Source organism: Azospirillum thiophilum (assembly GCF_001305595.1).
GTDB lineage: Bacteria > Pseudomonadota > Alphaproteobacteria > Azospirillales > Azospirillaceae > Azospirillum > Azospirillum thiophilum.
The window spans coordinates 34,548-51,987 of the sequence record NZ_CP012406.1 but is presented as its reverse complement, the minus strand read 5'-3'; the positions used below and the strand labels follow the sequence as shown (position 1 = coordinate 51,987).

The following is a 17,440-nucleotide window of genomic DNA, read 5'->3' as shown; positions in this document are numbered from 1 at the left end:
CCGTTGGGAATGCCCCCCCTTGCCATCCCGCCGGCCGCGTGCCAGGAACGGCGCAGCCTGTCCCGTGACCTGAAGGGGGTTCCCGATGCCGCCGTTCTCCGCGACTCCCGCACCCAAGGCGGCAGCTCCCAGATCGGCCCCCAAATCGGCTGCCGGCTCGCTGGCCGGCTTCTGCCCCTGGGCCGCGGAGGATGGGGTGCGGGTCTATCTGCGGCCGGTCGGTCTGATGCCGATCGCCGCCTGGGCCAAGGGGGCGGCGGTGCCGCTGGCCGGCGGGCGGTTCGCCTTCTCCGCCGCCGAGCTGATCGTCCGTGATGGCCGTGACGGCGGTAACGGCGGCAGCCGCATCGACCGCGCCTTCGCGCCGCTGTCGGAGATCATGGCCTGGGGCTGGGAGCGCTCGCGCGCCGCGGCCGAGGCGCTGGACCGCCAGCTCGGCGCCCTGACCCGGGCGCGGGCGCCCTTCGGCGGGCTGGCGCTCGACCGGCCGCGCATCATGGGCATCGTCAACGTCACCCCGGACAGCTTCTCCGACGGCGGCGCCTTCCTCGACCCCGCCGCCGCCATCGCCCATGGCGAGGCGCTGCTGGCGGCCGGCGCCGACATCCTCGACATCGGCGGCGAATCGACCCGCCCCGGCGCCGCCCCGGTGCCGCCGGAGGAGGAGGAGGCGCGCGTCCTGCCCGTCATCCGCCATTTCGCCGCCAAGGGCGCCGTGGTCTCGGTCGACACCCGCCACGCCCGGGTGATGGCCTCCGCCGCGGCGGCCGGCGCCCGCATCGTCAACGACATCGCCGGGCTCGGCGATCCGGACGCGCTGCCGGTGGTGGCGCGCAGCGGCACGCCGGTGGTGGTGATGCACATGCAGGGCGAACCCGGCACCATGCAGGCCGCCCCGAGCTACCGCGACGCCGCGCTGGACGTGTTCGACTGGCTGGAGGAGCGGGTGGCGCGCTGTGCCGCCGCCGGGGTGCCGCCGGAGCGCGTCGCCGTCGATCCCGGCATCGGCTTCGGCAAGACGGTGGAGCACAATCTGGAGATCCTGCGCCACACCGCGCTGTATCATGCGCTCGGCTGCGCCGTGCTGATCGGGCTGTCGCGCAAGACCTTCATCGCCCGGCTGTCGCGCGGGGAGCCGCCGGGGGAGCGGCTGGCCGGCTCGCTCGCCGCCGGGCTGGAGACGCTGAACCAGGGCGCCCAGATCCTGCGCGTCCACGACGTCGCCGAAACGGCGCAGGCTCGCGCCCTTTGGGAGGGGCTGCACCCCCTGTAAGCACCCCTGCAACCCTTTCGCGCAGCCGCCGAAGGATGCTTGACCCGGCGGGGCCGGCGGGTGAAGAAACATCCTTCGCTTGCGCTTCCGGCTCCGCGATCCGACATCCGGGGCCGAAGACGGTTCCAGCACGAGGTTTTCATGACGCGACACCTGTTCGGCACCGACGGCATCCGCGGCACCGCCAACGTCGACCCGATGACCGCCGAGACGGCGCTGCGCGTGGCGATGGCGACCGCGCTGCAATTCCGCCGCGGCGACCACCGGCACCGTGTGGTGATCGGCAAGGACACCCGGCTGTCCGGCTATCTGCTGGAACCGGCGCTGACCGCCGGCTTCATCTCGATGGGCATGGACGTGGTGCTGGTCGGCCCGCTGCCGACCCCGGCGGTGGCGATGCTGACCCGCAGCCTGCGCGCCGACATGGGCGTCGTGATCTCCGCCTCGCACAACCCGTACCAGGACAACGGCATCAAGCTGTTCGGCCCCGACGGCTACAAGCTGTCGGACGAGGTCGAGGCCGCCATCGAGGCGCGCATGGCGCTGCCCTTCGCCCCAGACCTCGCCGGCCCGGCCGATCTCGGCCGCGCCAGCCGGCTGGACGACGCCACCGGCCGCTACATCGAATATGTGAAGAACACCTTCCCACGCGGCCTGCGGCTGGACGGGCTGAAGATCGTCGTCGATTGCGCCAACGGCGCCGCCTACAAGGTCGCGCCCAAGGTGCTGTACGAGCTGGGGGCCGACGTCGTCCCGGTCGGCGTCGGCCCCGACGGCACCAACATCAACAAGGGCTGCGGCGCCACCGCGACCCAGACCCTGCAGGAGCAGGTGGTCGCCCACGGCGCCCATCTCGGCATCGCGCTGGACGGCGACGCCGACCGGCTGATCATGGTGGACGAGGCCGGGCGCCCGATCGACGGCGACCAGCTGATGAGCCTGATCGCCACCTCCTGGGCACGCTCGCAGACGCTGCGTGGCGGCGGCGTGGTCGCCACTGTGATGTCCAACCTCGGCATGGAGCGCCATCTGGGCGGGCTGGGGCTGCATCTGGCCCGCACCCCGGTCGGCGACCGCTATGTCGTCGAGATGATGCGCGAGCACGGCTACAATGTCGGCGGCGAGCAGTCGGGCCATGTCGTGCTGTCCGATTACTCCACCACCGGCGACGGGCTGATCGCCGCGCTGCAGGTGCTGGCGGTGTTGATCCAGGCCGACGGCCGCTCGGCCAGCGAGGTCTGCCGCGTCTTCGATCCCGTCCCGCAGAAATTGACCAATGTCCGCTTTGCCGCCGGCAGCCGGCCGTTGGAGGATGACGTGGTCAAGCAGGCGATCCGGGACGGCGAGGCGCGACTGGCAGCGGGCGGACGCCTGCTGATCCGCAAGTCCGGCACCGAACCGCTCATCCGTGTGATGGCGGAGGGCGACGACGAGGCTCTGGTCCATGGCGTGGTCGCCGACATCGCCGATGCGATCCGGGCCAACGCCGCCCGCACTCTGGAGGCAGCACAATGAAGGGACGCGTCCTCATCGTCGCCGGGTCGGATTCCGGCGGCGGCGCCGGCATCCAGGCCGACATCAAGGCGGTCAGCGCGCTCCGCGCCTATGCGATGACCGCCATCGCCGCCCTGACGGCGCAGAACACCTTGGGCGTCCATGGCGTGGTGCCGGTCGACCCGGCCTTCGTCGCCCTGCAGATGCGGGTGGTGCTGGACGACATCGGCGCCGACGCGGTGAAGGTCGGCATGCTCGCCAACGCCGCGGTGATCGAGGCGGTGGCGGCGGAGTACGAGGCGCGCGCCGTCAACGTGCCCTTGGTGGTCGATCCGGTGATGATCGCCAAGAGCGGCCACCATCTGCTCGACCCCGACGCGGTGCTGACCCTGCGCAAACGGCTGCTGCCGCTGGCCGAGGTGGTGACGCCCAACCTGCCGGAGGCGGAGGCGCTGACCGACATCCCGATCCGCGACCTGGACGACATGCGCCGCGCCGCCGAGCTGATCCTGACCTTCGGCCCGAAATCTGTGCTGCTGAAGGGCGGCCATCTGGAGGACGACACCCTCTACGACCTGCTGCTGACCGAGGAGGGCGAGACGGTCTACACCGGCAAGCGCGTCCACACCCCCCACACCCACGGCACCGGCTGCACCCTGTCGTCGGCGATCGCCGCCGGCCTGGCGCAGGGGCTGGACACGCGCGACGCGGTGGCGCGGGCGCGCGCCTATGTCGAGACGGCGATCCTGACCGCGCCGGGCCTGGGCCACGGCCACGGCCCGCTCAACCACCTGCACACGGTGCGGGAGTTTCCGTAAGGGGACGTTAGCCCCCACCCTAACCCTCCCCCGCTGAGCGGGGGAGGGTTAGGGTGCTGAAGCGGGAGAGCGGCGGCAGTCCCTCCCCCGCCCAGCGGGGGAGGTTAGGTGGGGGTTCGACGCCCCCCTCACCTCACTTGCTGTAGTCGTAGAACCCGCGGCCGGTCTTGCGGCCGAGATAGCCGGCGTCGACCATCTCCTTCAGCAGCGGCGCCGGGCGGTACTTCGGATCGTTGAAGCCCTCGTAGAAGACCTCCATCACCGACAGCATGGTATCCAGACCGATCAGGTCGGCCAGCGCCAACGGGCCGATCGGGTGGTTGCAGCCCGCCTTCATGCCGGCGTCGATGTCCTCCGCCGTGGCGATGCCTTCCTGCAGCGCGAAGATCGCCTCGTTGATCATCGGGCACAGGATGCGGTTGACGGCGAAGCCCGGGCTGTTCTTGGCGGTGATCGGCGACTTGCCGACGCGCTTGGCGAAGGCCATCGCCTTGGCGTGGGTGTCGTCGCTGGTCTGGATGCCGCGGATGATCTCCAAGAGCGCCATCAGCGGCACCGGGTTGAAGAAATGCAGGCCGATGAAGCGGTCCGGACGGTCGGTGGCCGTCGCCAGCTTGGTGATGGAGATCGACGAGGTGTTGGTGGCGACCAGCGCCTCGGGCTTCAGGATCGCGCAGAGATCCTTGAGGATCTTGACCTTCAGATCCTCATTCTCGGTCGCCGCCTCGATCACCAGATCGCAAGCAGCCAACGCCGCCTTGTCGGTGGTGGCGGTGATGCGCGCCAGGGCCGCCTCGCGGTCGGCGGCGCTCATCTTCTCCTTCTTGACCAGACGCTCCAGGCTGCCGCCGACGGTGGACAGGCCGCGCTGCACCGCCGCGTCGGAAATGTCGGTCATCACCACCGTCAGGCCGGCGACGGCGCAGACCTGGGCGATGCCGTTGCCCATCTGGCCGGCGCCGATGACGCCGACCGTTTCGATCCCCTTGCTCTCGGCCATGATTCCTTGTCCCTATCTTTCGTGCGGGTGCGTTGGTTCGCAAGTGCAGCATGTTCTACACGTTTTTTCGTTGCGCTGCGATGACTTGTCGTATGCGGCAATGGGGCCGCCGGGCCGGCGCGTCGTCCTGCCGCAGGGAACCGCATCGGCGGATTTCCGCCGACCCGTTCCGACGACCAAGCGGAAATCCGCCGATGCGGGCGGTCGCCCCGCCGGCCCGGTCGAGGCTTTTCAACTGTTTGCGCGGCGAACTGATCATGGCACGGGCCTTGCTCTATCCCGGGACAACCGCGGCGACGGGCCGCGGAGCAAGCCCCATGGGAGAGACGCATGCTCAGGAAAACCCTGCTCGCCGCCGCCACTTTCGCCGTTGCCGCCATTGCCGGCCAGGGCGCCTCGGCCGCCGATCTGGTCCGACTCGGCAACCTGAAATTCGCCCATTACGGCGCGGTTTCCTACATGAAGGAGATCGCCGGCAAGTATGACCTGAAGATCGAGGAGCGGGTCTTCCCCAAGGGCATCGACATCCTGCCGGCCATCGTCGCCGGCGAGATCGACGTTGCCGCCAGCGCGGTGGATGCCGCCATCGCCGGCCGGGCGTCCGGCGTGCCGATCTATGCGGTGGCCGGCTTCGCCAAGGGCGGGGCGCGCATCGTCGCCAGGCCGGACGCCGGCATCAAGAGCATCGCCGACCTGAAGGGCAGGAAGGTCGCCACCCCGCGCGGCGGCGCGCAGGAGCTGATCCTGCTGGCCGAGCTGGCCAAGCATGGGCTGAGCTGGTCCGACCGGGCCGGCAAGGACGTGCAGATCGTCTACATGGCCTATGCCGACATGAATCAGGCGCTGCTGGCCGGCAGCATCGACGCCATGTCCCAGTCGGAGCCGCAGTCGAGCCAGGCCATCAACAAGGGCTTCGGCGTCGAGGTGATCAAGCCCTACGACACCGAGCTGGGCGAGCCGGTCCGCTCGCTGGTCATCACCGAGGATTTCTACAACAAGAAGCGCGACGTCGCCGAGCGGCTGGTCCGCTGCTTCGTCGAGGCGACGGCGACCTTCATCGCCGACCCGGATCTGGCCGAGAAATACGTCCGCGAGCGGATGTTCAAGGGCCAGATCTCCAGCCAGGACTTCAAGGACGCCATCGGCAACTCGCCCTACAGCTACGACATCTCGGTCCATCATGTTCAGGTCACCACCGACATGATGCAGAAGTTCGGCGTCGGCCGCATGGACAGCCCGCCGAAGGCCGCCGACTGGGTGAAGCTCGACCTGCTGGAAAAGGCCAAGGCCGCCACCAAGACCGGTGACGTCAAGACCACCGCCGTCAAGACCAACTGAGCCCGGCCCAGCGGAAGGAGGACGCCCCATGTCCCAAGCCAAGCCCCGTTTCTCGCCCGCCATCCTGCTGCGCGGCGCCCTGGTGCCCATCCTGATGATCGCGCTGTGGCAGGCGCTGTCGACCTCCGGGCTGATCAATCCGGTGGTGCTGCCCTCGCCGGTGGCGGTGGTGGAGCGCTGGTGGGCCTATCTGCTGCCCACCGACCCCTACGACCCGGCGCAATCCAGCTGGATCCTGTGGGCGCTGTCGGGCGAGATGCTGTTCGACGCGTGGTCCAGCCTGTACCGCGTGGTGCTGGGCTTCGCCGTCGGCGCCGGGCTGGCCCTTCCGCTGGGTCTCGCCATGGGCGGCAACCCGCGCGTCTATGCGCTGTTCGACCCGCTGATGCAGGTGCTGCGGCCGATCCCGCCGATCGCCTACATCCCGCTGGCGATCCTGTGGTTCGGGCTGGGCAACGCGCCCGCCATCTTCCTGATCGCCATCGGCGCCTTCTTCCCGGTGCTGATGAACACCATCGCCGGGGTGCGCCATGTCGACGGCATCTATCTGCGCGCCGCCCGCAACCTGGGCGCCGGCAGGCTGACCATGTTCGTCCGCGTCATCCTGCCCGCCGCCACCCCCTACATCCTGGCCGGCGCCCGGATCGGCATCGGCACCGCCTTCATCGTCGTGATCGTGTCGGAGATGATCGCCGTCAATTCCGGCCTCGGCTTCCGCATCCTGGAAGCGCGCGAGTTCATGTGGTCGGACAAGATCATCGCCGGGATGTTCACCATCGGCCTGCTGGGGCTGGCCATCGACCTCGGCATGAACCGCCTGAACAACCACCTGCTGCGCTGGCACCGCGGGCTCGAGAACTGAGCGCAACCACAAACAGGACAGGGAGGGGATGGAGATGACGCCCATGCTGAAGACCGTTGCCGACGCCGTGCCCGCCGCCGATGCCGCGCCCGTGCAGATCCGCATCCGCGGCGTGGAGAAGACCTTCGCCGTCGGCACCCAGAAGATCGTGGCCCTGCAGGACATCGACCTCGACATCCGCAAGGGCGAGTTCGTCTGCCTGCTCGGCCCCTCGGGCTGCGGCAAGTCCACGCTGCTGAACGCGGTGGCCGGCTTCCAGCCGCCGACGAAGGGGACCGTCGCCGTCGACGGCCGGACCATCACCGAGCCCGGCCCCGACCGCGGCATGGTGTTCCAGGAATATGCCCTGTTCCCCTGGATGACGGTGGCGCAGAACGTCGCCTTCGGCCTGGAGATCAAGGGCATGTCCAAGCCGGAGATCGCCGGGACGGTGGAACGGCTGCTGGAGAAGCTGCATCTCCAGGATTTCCGCAACCGCTTCCCGAAGGATCTGTCGGGCGGCATGCGCCAGCGCGTCGCCATTGCCCGCGTGCTGGCGCTGGACAGCCCGATCCTGCTGATGGACGAGCCCTTCGGCGCGCTCGACGCCCTGACCCGCCGCACCCTGCAGGACGAGCTGCTGCGCATCTGGGAGGAGGTCGGCAAGACCATCCTGTTCGTGACGCACTCCATCGAGGAGAGCATCTATCTGGCCGACCGCATTGTCGTGATGACCTACCGGCCGGGCACCGTGAAGCGTGACGTCCTGGTCGACATGCCCCGCCCGCGCGACGGCTCCGCCCCGGAGTTCAACCGCCTGAAGCGCGAACTGTCGCAGATGGTGATGGAGGAGCAGCAGCGCTTCAGCCAGGACGAGATCCGCTCGGTCACCGCGGATTGAAGACGCGGACCGAAGACGGGGTGGTATGGGCGCTGACGTTGCCCCCACCCCGTCCCTCCCCCACTCAGCGGGGAGAGGGACGGGGCCAACACCATTACGCTACACGTTCACCGGCGCATACTCGAAGGTCGGCGCCGCCACGTAGTCGGTGCCGGGCAGCGGGATCGCCACCAGTTGGTCGGCGGTCAGCTTCAGCTCGTACATCAGGCCGATGGCGGCGCGCAGCCGTTCCGGCTGGCCGTTGAAGGTGATGTGCAGCGAGGTCAGCAGCGCCGTATAGGTGGTGTTGAACTGCTGCGAGACGGTGCGGGCGCGGCTTCCCGGCGGGTAATCCACCGTCTTGGCGTTGGGGTAGAGGTTCCACACCCCGGCCGGATCGATGCCGACCGGCGCCCCGGAATAGGACCAGCCCAGCGGCTCGTCCGGATCCTTCACCAGCCGGCGGGCATAGACGATCTGCGCCAGCCGGTAGTAATGGGCGAGCGCCGCCTCGTTCTCGGCCTCGCGGGGCGACTGGGGCGAGCCCTCGCCCTGCTCGACGATCACCTGGATGGCGCGCTGGGCGCTCGCCACGTCGACGACCGGAAACAGCTGGTCGGGCGGGAACCAGGTGTTGTCCACCACCTGACAGGCCGGGTCGCCGGTGAAGATCTCCTCGCCCATCGCGCCGATGGCGTCGGAGATCGCCTGGTAGAACTCGCCGATGGTGGCGAAGCCCGGCTCCTGCGCCGCCGCCGCCTTCTGCTGGAACAGGGCGAGCGCCGGCTGCTTCACCGGATAGGCCATCGCGACCTCCGGTTCCTCGATGGTCATGAAGACGTCGTAGACGAGGCTGCGGGTCAGCTTGCCCAGCGAGATGGTCAGCCCTTCATGGACGCCCATCGGCAGCGGGCCGGGATAGACCGGGATGAAACCGGGCTTGTCGATCACCGGATGGCCGCCGACCGCGTTCAGGATGTTGGCGGCGATGGTCATGTGCAGCATCTCCTGCACCGACACCGACCCGATGATGGCCGCCGCCTCGCGGTTCTGGCCGGCCTTGATCGAATAGAGCGCCGTCAGGTAGGCCGGAAGCGTGGCGTGCTCCAGCTCGACGGCGGATTGCAGGGCGTTGCGCAGGACCTGGACGGTGTCGATGTCCTGGGCGAAGTGCGGCTGGATCTTCAGCATGGCGGATTCCTTGTCCTTATCCGGCTCTCCCAGGAGCCGGGCATCGGGGCCGGGCGTCAGGAACGCGACGGCGTGGCGACGCGGGAGAAGCTCTTGGCGAAACGGGTCTTGCCGTCGGCCGCCGTCGGCTGGTCCGGCGTCGCCGTGGCCGCACCCGCCGGGGCGGCGCCGGACGGACCGGTGCGCAGGCCCGGAGCCGGGCCGCCGGATGCCGGGCCACCGGATGCCGCGCCGCCGGCAGCCCCGGCCACCGCCTTCACCCCCCGCTCCACCGCCGTCTCGCCGCGCTGCACCTTGGCCAGCCAGGCCAGGATGGTGTCGCGCCTGTAGACCGACAGGTCGCGGGTGACCGGCATGTAGTTCGGGTCCGATTCCGGCAGCGAGAAGGCCAGATGCAGGATGTCGGCATGGCGGGCGCAGGACGCCTCGCTGCCCAGATCGACCAGATGCTTGCTCATGATCGGGTAGAGGTTGCCGTACTGCGCCATGATCGGCGCGATGTCGTCCCAGGTCGGGTCGGCCGGCACGTCGAAATCGTCGCGGACATGCAGGGCGATGTAGTCGAACGACGACCGCGCCGTGTTGCTCTGGCCGGGAACGCGGTAGTCGATCAGGTAGATCTGGCCGTCGATGTAGCCGCGCGGGTTGCCCGGCGACCGGGTGGCGATCCCCAGCCGGGCGACGCCGTTCCCGTCGGCGAGGATGGTGCCGCCGGTGGCCGCTCCACCCTCGACCTCGAAACTCACCGCCGCTTCCGGAACGCCCATGTCGGGGATTTCGGCGGTCGGCTGGTCGACACCGAAACCGCCGCCCTGGCCGGGGATGCGGCCCATCTGGGTGATGGCGATGGCGGCGCCGGGCACCGGCTGGCCGTAGCGCGTGGCATAGACCAGCGATTCCGCCCGCCCGGCCCCGTCGATGCGGTGGACCAGCGGCTCGGCGCAGACATACAGCCCGTCCTGCGCCTCGCGGATGGCGACGATGCCGAAGCCGAGGTCGAGATCGGTCGCCCCCGGGTTCGTCTCCGAAACCGTCACCAGGGCCAGCGGCCGGGTCTGCGCCAGCTCGAACTGCTCGTCGGTCAGCTTGGCCGCGACCACGCCGGCGGTCCGCGCCAGCCAGCGCGGCTCGCCATAGGGGATTTCGGCGACCGGCAGGAAGCTGTCCGGGGTGACCGGCGTGTTCTCCGCCATCGACGGGTCGCGCAGGATGCCCAGCGTCATGCGGCCGACCGGGTTGAGCGTGCCCTTGCCGTCGGTGGTCTGCAGCGCGTTCGACAGGTCGAGGAAGGCGGTGCGCGACGGCCCGTCGACCTGGCCGGAGAAATAGGTGATGCCGGCCCAGCTGTTGGGAATGTTGTTGGCCGGGACGAAGCGCCGGCCGCGGACGAAGGAGGTCGGCTCGCCCGCAAGCTGCGGCCCGATGGTGCCGACGACGGTGCCGAGCGTGAAGCGCGGATCCTTGACGTTGCCGATATAGCCGAAGGTCGCCAGCCGGATCGACAGCATGCCGCCGGTGGTGGCGTCGCGCAGCTGCCGCAGGAAGGGGCTGAGTGCCGCGTCGTCGGCCCACTCGACATTCTCCAGCACCGACTGGAAGGTCGAGGACGCCGCGCCGTCGGCGTTGCCGTTGACGTTCCGGTTGAACCACAGGTCGCGGAAGGGGTTGGGCTGGTAGCGCCCGCCGAAGAAGGCCGGCGTCCTGCCGTCGGTCAGCCGCACATCCAGGCCCCAGGGGGTCGAGGCCATCTGCCATTGCGGGTCGAGGTCGACCAGCTTGCCGCTGGTGCGGTCGGTGGAGCCGCCGATCAGCATGCCCAGCACGGGATCCGCATCCGGCCCTTCGACGAAGCTGCCGTCGGCGAAGCCCAGCCCGGTCACGCGGCAGTCGATCAGCCGGAAGGCGCCCGACCCGGTCGGGTTCCACCAGCCGTTGGCGACCGCGGCCCCATTCGGCAGGGACTTCTGGAACTCCTGGTAGGCGGGCTCGAAGGTGTCGTTGTCGTAATGGCGGACGTCGTTGTTCACCGTGGAGACGTCGGCCTGGAAAATCCCTGAAAAGACGAGGCGCACCGGATTGAGGAAACTCATGTCGATCCCTTTCCGTGAGGGCGCACGAAGCGGTGGCGGGTCGGCCGCACACGATCGGGCGAATGTCAGGAGCGGCCACGACTGGCAACGCCACTCGCGCCGGAAGAAATTATTCGTATGAATGATGATCTAGCGTTGATAACCATGCGCGGACAATGGAAAATATTTTAGGATTTTCTTTTTTTACGTGCATTCCGGGATATGCGAAGGCCCGGCTTTCCACCGCGGCGGCACTCTCAGAGCTTCGCCGCCTCTTCGCCGATGCGCTGCCTGAGCCAGCTGTGCGACGGGGAAGCGGTGTTGCGGCGGTGCCAGATCATCGAGACCTCATAGTCGCCGATGTCGAAGGGCAGCGGGCTGGTCGCCAGCCCCAGCGCATCGGCGCACAGCCGGGCCAGCCGGGCGGGCAGCGAGGTCAGCATCGGCGCCTGCGTCAGGATCACGGGGATCGCCAGGAACTGGGTGGTGGAGGCGGCGACCCGCCGCCGGGTTCCCAACGCCGCCAATTCGTCGTCGATGAAGCTGGTCAGCCCGCCGCGCAGCGACGGCATCAGGTGCGGATAGCGGGTGTAATCCTCCAGCCCGATGGGCGGGGCGACCGGCACAAGCTCCGGATTGAACAGGCAGACATGGGTTTCCCGGTACAGCACCTGCCGGTCGTGCCAGCGCCGCAGCTCCGGCAGATAGCCGATCGCCAGATCGAGGGTGCCGTCGTCCAGCCCGTTCAGCACGGCGTCGGGGTCGTGGTTGAGCAGCGAGACCGACACGCGCAGATCGCCCTCCGCCGCGTCGCGCAGGATGCCGGTCAGCAGCACGGCCTGCATGGAATCGGGGGTGGAGATGGTGAAGTTCCGCTCCTCCCGCTGGGGGTCGAAATCCTCCTCCGCCGACAGCGCCCGCGCCGCGCCGACCAGCAGGTCGCGCAGCGGCTCCGCCAGCCGCTGGGCGCGCGGGGTCGGTTCCATCCGGTTGCCGGTGCGCACGAACAGCGGATCGCCGACCAGCGTGCGCAGCCGGGCCAGCGCATGGCTGACCGCCGACTGGCTGACGCCCAGCGCCTCGGCCGCGCGCGAGACGTTGCGGGTTTCCAGCAGCGCGTCGAACACCTTGATCAGGTTGAGGTCGAGCGCAGGGTTATGAATAGCTTTCATGACGATATGAACCAAAGCCGCCTACTTCATTGTGCACTGAACGGTGTAATCTGTCCAGGCAGCGCTTGAGCCAGCAGTCGACAACCGAAAAGCCAATTCGCAAGCCAACGCCCCAACCGGGCAGCGGACCCGTCGCCGACCCGTCCAGCGGTCGAACCGGCACCGGATCCGTCCAGGGAGAAAGAGGCAAGAGCCATGATTAGCATCAACGTCAACGGCGAGGTCCGTCAGGTCGACGTGCCCGACGACATGCCCCTCCTGTGGGTTCTGCGGGACGAGCTGAACATGACCGGCACCAAGTTCGGCTGCGGCGTCGCCCAGTGCGGCGCCTGCACCGTCCATGTCGACGGCACGCCGACGCGCGCCTGCCAGACGCCGGTCGGCATGCTGACCGCCGAAAGCAAAATCACCACCATCGAGGGGGTGAAGGGCAAGGCGGCCCAGGCCGTCCAGGCGGCGTGGCAGAAGCTGGACGTCGTCCAGTGCGGCTATTGCCAGTCGGGCCAGATCATGAGCGCCATCGCGCTGCTGACCGACAACCAGAACCCGACCGACCAGGACATCGACACGGCGATGGACGGCAATGTCTGCCGCTGCGCCACCTATGTCCGTATCCGCGCGGCGATCAAGGATGCCGCCCAGACGATGAGGGCCTGAGCCATGCTGCATCACCTGATCCGTCAGGCGGCCCAATCGGGATTCGCCCAACCCGGCCTCGATGGCGCTCCCGCCTTCGGCCATCTGCCTGCACCCTCGCGCCGCGGCTTCCTGAAGGCCATCGGCGCCGGGGCCGGCGCGCTGGTCATCGGCGCCCACCTGCCGCTGCCGGCGCTGGCGGCGGACGCCGCGCCGAAGATCGTCGGCCCGGCCGACCCACGCCCGCAGCTGTTCGTCATCGTCGCGCCCGACAACACCGTGACGGTGCTGGCCAAGCATCTCGACATGGGCCAGGGCATCGTCACCGGCCTCGCCACCATCGTCGCGGAGGAGCTGGACGCCGACTGGGCGCAGCTGCGCGGCGCCTTCGCCCCGGCCGACGGCAAGCTCTACGCCAACCATTTCTTCGGCCTCCAGGGCACCGGCGGCTCGACCGCCGTCGCCAACAGCTGGGACGAGCTGCGCATGGCCGGCGCCGCCGCCCGTGCGATGCTGGTCGCCGCAGCCGCCGCGCGCTGGACGGTTCCGGCCGGCGAGGTGACGGTGGCGAAGGGCGTGGTGCGCCATGCCGCGAGCAATCGCAGCTTCACCTTCGGCGAGCTGGCGGAGGAGGCGGCGAAGCTGCCGGTGCCGCAGCAGGTCAAGCTGAAGGACCGGAAGGACTATGTGCTGATCGGCAAGCCGGACCTGCACCGGCTGGACCATGTCAGCAAGACCGACGGCACCGCCGTCTTCGCCATGGACATCCGCCGCCCCGGCCAGGTGACGGCGGTGCTGGCCCGCAGCCCGCGCTTCGGCGGCACGGTGAAGAGCGTCGACGATGCCGCCGCCCGCAAGGTGGCCGGCGTGATCGAGGTGGTGACCCTGCCGGTCGGCGTCGCGGTGATCGCGAAGAACAGCTGGGCCGCCATCCAGGGCCGCGAGGCGCTGAAGGTGACCTGGGACGACGCCAAGTCCGAGATGCGCGGCACCGACGCCATGCTGGCCGACTTCCGCAAGCTGGCCGACCGGCCGGGTGCGGTCGCCGCCGGCAAGGGCGACGCCGACAAGGCCATCGCCGACGCCGCGGCCAAGGGCGGCCATGTGGTCGAGGGCGACTATGTGTTCCCCTACCTCGCCCATGCGCCGATGGAGCCGCTGAACGCGGTGGTGGCCCTCAACCCCGAGGGCGGCTGCACCATCTGGGCCGGCTCGCAGTTCCAGACCGTGGAGCAGATGGCCGTCGCCGGCGTCCTCGGCTGCAAGCCGGAACAGGTGAGGATCGAGACCCAATGGGCCGGCGGCAGCTTCGGCCGGCGTGCCACCACCAACGCCGACTACATCGTCGAGGCGGCGATGATCGCCAAGGCCTATCCCAAGGCCCCGGTGCATCTGGTGTGGACGCGCGAGGACGACATCAAGGGCGGCCGCTACCGTCCGCTGGTGCTGCACCGGATCAAGGCGGCGGTCGATTCCAAGGGCGCCATCGTCGGCTGGAAGCAGCGCATCGTCGGCCAGAGCTTCATGGCCGGCACGCCGTTCGAGGCGGTGATGGTCAAGAACGGCGTCGATGCGACGATGGTCGAGGGCGCGTCGGACATGGCCTATCCGGTGCCGAATCTCGCCGTCGATGCGCACACCGCCGCTTCGCCGGTCACCACCCTGTGGTGGCGGTCGGTCGGCCACACCCACACCGCCTATGCCAAGGAGGTCACGATCGACCGGCTGGCCAAGGCGGCCGGCAAGGATCCGGTCGCCTTCCGGCTGGAGATGCTGAAGGACCATCCGCGGCTGGCCGGCGTGCTGAAGCTGGCGGCGGAGAAGGCCGGCTGGGGCCAGCCGCTGCCCAAGGGCAAAGGCCGCGGCGTCGCCGTGCATGAGAGCTTCAACACCTTCGTCGCGCATGTCGTCGAGGTGACGGTGGGCGACAAGGGCCAGTTCAAGGTCGACCGCGTCGTCGTCGCCGTCGATTGCGGCGAGGTGGTCAACCCCGACATCGTCAAGGCGCAGATGGAGGGCGGCGCCGGCTGGGGCATCGGCCATGCCCTGCGCGGCGAGATCACCATGACCGACGGTCTGGTCGACCAGGGCAACTTCGACGGCTATCTGCCGATGCGGATGTCCGACATGCCGGCGGTCGAGGTCCACATCATGCCCTCGCACGAACGGCCGACAGGCGCCGGCGAGCCCGGCGTCCCGACCGTCGCCCCGGCAATGGCCAACGCCGTCTTCTCGGTGACCGGCCAGCCGTTGCAGACGCTGCCCTTCAGCCGGGGCGGCATCGTCAGCTGACGGGACGGGGCGCCAGGCCGGGCGGCGTCAGCGCCGCCGCCCGGTCGGCGCCCCGATCTCCGTTCCGATCTCCGCCCGCACCTCCCGGTACCAGCGCAGCTTCTCCTCGAAGGGCAGGCGGGCGAGACCGCTCGGCGAGGGCACCACCACATCGGCGACGCCGTCGAACAGCGGCCGTTCCTGCACGCCCCACGGCGCGTCGGGCAGGCCGGTCGCCGCCAGATAGACACCCTTGCCGGTATAGGCCAGCACCCGCGGCCGGACATGGGCGACGATCCGCGCCAGCCGCGGCACCCCGCCGCGCAGCTCCGCCCGCGACAGCTCGGCGGCGCTGGCGGTTGCCCGCGCCACGAGGTTGGTGGAGCCCAGCCCGATGGCCGGCAGGGTCACGTCCTCCTCCGGCCGGTACAGCCGCGGGGTCAGCCCGGCCGCCGCCAGCAGGCGCCAGAACTGGTTGCCCCGCCCGGCATAGTGATGGCCGAGCGCCCCCGACCGCAGCCCCGGATTGAAGCCGACGAACAGGCAGTCGAGCCCGGGCGCCACAATGTCGGGCAGCGGCCCGGCCGGCTCCGGCAACCCCTCCGCCGGCATGGCGGGACCATCGTCGAACAGATCCATGGCGCACTCCTCCCGGATGGGAGAGGAATACAGGATTGTGCCGTCCCGCTCAAAGCGAGGCGGCGACCGCCGGGGCGGGCGGGCTGCTCCGCTCGTCCTGCAGCAGCGCGGCGACGCGGTCGGTCAGCCGCAGGGCCAGCGCGACGATGGTCATGGTCGGATGGTCCGCCCCCATGGTCGGAAAGACCGAGCTGCCGGCGACATAGAGATTCCCCACCCCATGGACGCGGCCATCGGCATCGACCACGCCGTGACGCGGCGACTCATGCATGCGCGTCGTCCCCATATGGTGCCAGCACCAGCCGACGTCGGCCATCGCCGCCGCCCCCCTCTCCGCATCGCCCTCCCCGCCGTCCTCCCCATCGCCATCGACGGAGATCAGGCCCCGGCGCAGCAACTCCTCGCGCAGCAGGCGCTGGGTCTCGGCGGCCCCCCGGCGGTCCTGGTCGGTCAGCCGCCAGTCCACCCGCGGCAGGTTGCAGCCGAACGGGTCGGTGGCATGGTCCAGCGTCACCCGGCTGTCGGGGTTGGGGACCGGCTCCAGCACCGTTTCCAGGGTGAAGCGGCGCGGCAGCCAGCCGGGATCGATCGTGCTGTCGAACAGGGCGTGGACCAGCTGCGGCAGGCTGCGCAGGATGCGCGGGCCGGCATTGCGCAGCAGGCTCGCCGCCTCGTCCTCCGACACGCCGAAGCGGCGGCAACGGTGGCGGGACGGCAGCAGCCGCAGGTCGCGCATCGCCTTGAAGGCGTCCAGCGCCCCGGAATGGTAGGAGGCGACCAGATATGTGCGCGAATTGGGCAGCTCGTGCCGCGCCTGCAGTTCCGCGGTCGGCGCCAGCGCCAGCGCCACCGGGGGGTGCGGCCGCCGCAGCCGCCGCCGGGCCAGGCACAGGCTGACGTCGTAGAGCCTGCGGTGCTGCCTCTGCTGGGTCAGCCGCACCGGCCCGGTCTTGAAGCGCGGATGGTCGGCGAAGCAGCGGCCGACCAGATCGTTGCCGTTGCCCAGCCCCGCCGCCTGCACCCCGTTGGACAGCAGCAGGATGCGCGCGTTCTCGATCCCGCCGCAGCACAGCACGAACAACCGCGCGCCGACGGTGAAGCCGGGGCCGCCCAGCGTGCGGACCCGGACCCGCTCGACCGCGCTGGCTGTGGCGTTGGTTTCCAGCCCGGTCACGTTGGCGTTGAGGAAGGCGGTGATGTTGGCGGCGCGCCCGATCTCCGCCCGGTAGGCCTCGCCCATGCGGATCGGCGGGCTGAGCTGGGCGACGCGGTTCTCGAAATCGCCCCCGTCCATTCCGCCACCCATTTGGCCATCCACCCCGTCCAGGGGAAACAGGGTGGCATTCGGCCCTCCCACCCGCTCCATCCAGAACCCGTTGCCATAGTCGAAGGGGCCGAGGCCGAGCACCTCCTGCGAGCGCTCGTAGTAGGGCATCAGCGCCTCGCGCGCGATCGGCCAGCCGCTGCCGGGGATCCAGGGGCGCCGGACGAAGTCCCCCGGCTCCAGCGGCCGGGAGAAGCCGCCCCAGCAGTTGGTGCTGCCGCCCAGATAGCGGCTGCGCGCGGTGGTCAGCCGCTCGTAGGGCAGGCCGACGTTGCGCCCGGCATAGAGCGCCTGGGAGATGCCGTCGACCTCCAGCCCGCCGCCCTCCAGCAGGACGACGCTGCACGTCCCGCCGGCCAGTTCGCGCGCCATGGTGAGGCCGGCGGCGCCGCCGCCGACGATGCAGAGATCGCAATCGATGTGCGTGCCGTTCAGGACATGGCGGGCGTCACGTAGCAAGCGGGCCTCCGTACCGGGGACATAAGCCGTTTCTT

General features: G+C 69.8%; 14 protein-coding genes. 8 read left to right on the top strand and 6 right to left on the bottom strand.

Annotated elements, in window-relative coordinates; translation table 11 throughout:
* The first annotated feature begins 85 nt into the window (after positions 1-85).
* The 3 genes from folP (at position 86) to thiD (ending at position 3,585) form a co-directional block, all read left to right on the top strand.
* Positions 86-1,273, top strand: coding sequence for a dihydropteroate synthase (folP, locus tag AL072_RS28610; RefSeq protein ID WP_045584912.1), 1,188 nt, complete (start codon positions 86-88; stop codon positions 1,271-1,273).
* Positions 1,274-1,414: 141 nt separating this feature from the next.
* The gene (gene glmM / locus AL072_RS28605; protein WP_045584911.1) at positions 1,415-2,788 is read left to right on the top strand and encodes a phosphoglucosamine mutase; all 1,374 of its coding nucleotides are present in this window, start codon (positions 1,415-1,417) and stop codon (positions 2,786-2,788) included.
* Complete coding sequence (gene thiD, locus AL072_RS28600) at positions 2,785-3,585, top strand: bifunctional hydroxymethylpyrimidine kinase/phosphomethylpyrimidine kinase (RefSeq protein WP_045584910.1); 801 nt, start codon at positions 2,785-2,787, stop codon at positions 3,583-3,585. Before glmM ends, thiD begins: the two co-directional genes overlap by 4 nt.
* Positions 3,586-3,718: 133 nt before the next feature.
* Here the strand turns inward: thiD and AL072_RS28595 are convergent, their stop codons facing one another.
* Entirely contained in the window at positions 3,719-4,585 is an 867-nt protein-coding gene (locus tag AL072_RS28595) for a 3-hydroxybutyryl-CoA dehydrogenase (protein ID WP_045584909.1), read from the bottom strand.
* A gap of 330 nt (positions 4,586-4,915) precedes the next feature.
* On the opposite strand from AL072_RS28595, the gene AL072_RS28590 reads away from it, so the two are divergent.
* Genes AL072_RS28590 through AL072_RS28580 form a run of 3 tightly spaced genes read left to right on the top strand, consistent with a single transcriptional unit; the run spans position 4,916 to position 7,665 of the window.
* Positions 4,916-5,923 carry an ABC transporter substrate-binding protein gene (locus AL072_RS28590; RefSeq protein ID WP_045584908.1) on the top strand — a complete coding sequence of 336 codons (1,008 nt, stop codon included), beginning with the start codon at positions 4,916-4,918 and terminating at the stop codon, positions 5,921-5,923.
* Between the two features lie 28 nt (positions 5,924-5,951).
* On the top strand, positions 5,952-6,785 hold the full coding sequence (locus AL072_RS28585) for an ABC transporter permease (protein WP_045584907.1): 834 nt from the start codon (positions 5,952-5,954) through the stop codon (positions 6,783-6,785).
* Between the two features lie 43 nt (positions 6,786-6,828).
* The gene (locus AL072_RS28580; protein WP_045585255.1) at positions 6,829-7,665 is read left to right on the top strand and encodes an ABC transporter ATP-binding protein; all 837 of its coding nucleotides are present in this window, start codon (positions 6,829-6,831) and stop codon (positions 7,663-7,665) included.
* A 99-nt stretch (positions 7,666-7,764) separates the two neighbouring features.
* Here AL072_RS28580 and AL072_RS28575 read toward each other — a convergent pair whose 3' ends face one another.
* The 3 genes from AL072_RS28575 to AL072_RS28565 all read right to left on the bottom strand — a co-directional run bounded on the left by AL072_RS28575 (position 7,765) and on the right by AL072_RS28565 (position 12,076).
* Positions 7,765-8,835 carry a ferritin-like domain-containing protein gene (locus tag AL072_RS28575; RefSeq protein WP_045584906.1) on the bottom strand — a complete coding sequence of 357 codons (1,071 nt, stop codon included), beginning with the start codon at positions 8,833-8,835 and terminating at the stop codon, positions 7,765-7,767.
* Positions 8,836-8,891: 56 nt separating this feature from the next.
* Entirely contained in the window at positions 8,892-10,925 is a 2,034-nt protein-coding gene (locus tag AL072_RS28570) for a hypothetical protein (RefSeq protein WP_045584905.1), read from the bottom strand.
* 236 nt (positions 10,926-11,161) lie between these two features.
* Positions 11,162-12,076, bottom strand: coding sequence for a LysR family transcriptional regulator (locus AL072_RS28565; RefSeq protein ID WP_045584904.1), 915 nt, complete (start codon positions 12,074-12,076; stop codon positions 11,162-11,164).
* A gap of 195 nt (positions 12,077-12,271) precedes the next feature.
* On the opposite strand from AL072_RS28565, the gene AL072_RS28560 reads away from it, so the two are divergent.
* Positions 12,272-12,733 (top strand): (2Fe-2S)-binding protein, encoded by a 462-nt coding sequence (locus AL072_RS28560; RefSeq protein ID WP_045584903.1) that lies wholly within the window; start codon positions 12,272-12,274, stop codon positions 12,731-12,733.
* Positions 12,734-12,736: 3 nt separating this feature from the next.
* Positions 12,737-15,004 (top strand): xanthine dehydrogenase family protein molybdopterin-binding subunit, encoded by a 2,268-nt coding sequence (locus tag AL072_RS28555; protein WP_082109257.1) that lies wholly within the window; start codon positions 12,737-12,739, stop codon positions 15,002-15,004.
* 27 nt (positions 15,005-15,031) lie between these two features.
* On the opposite strand, the gene AL072_RS28550 is transcribed toward AL072_RS28555, so the two are convergent.
* Together AL072_RS28550 and AL072_RS28545 are read right to left on the bottom strand one after the other, a co-directional pair.
* A complete protein-coding gene (locus AL072_RS28550) occupies positions 15,032-15,622 on the bottom strand; it encodes a mismatch-specific DNA-glycosylase (protein ID WP_082109256.1) in 591 nt (196 codons plus the stop codon).
* 49 nt (positions 15,623-15,671) lie between these two features.
* Entirely contained in the window at positions 15,672-17,405 is a 1,734-nt protein-coding gene (locus AL072_RS28545) for an FAD-dependent oxidoreductase (RefSeq protein ID WP_045584902.1), read from the bottom strand.
* Between the last annotated feature and the right edge of the window lie 35 nt (positions 17,406-17,440).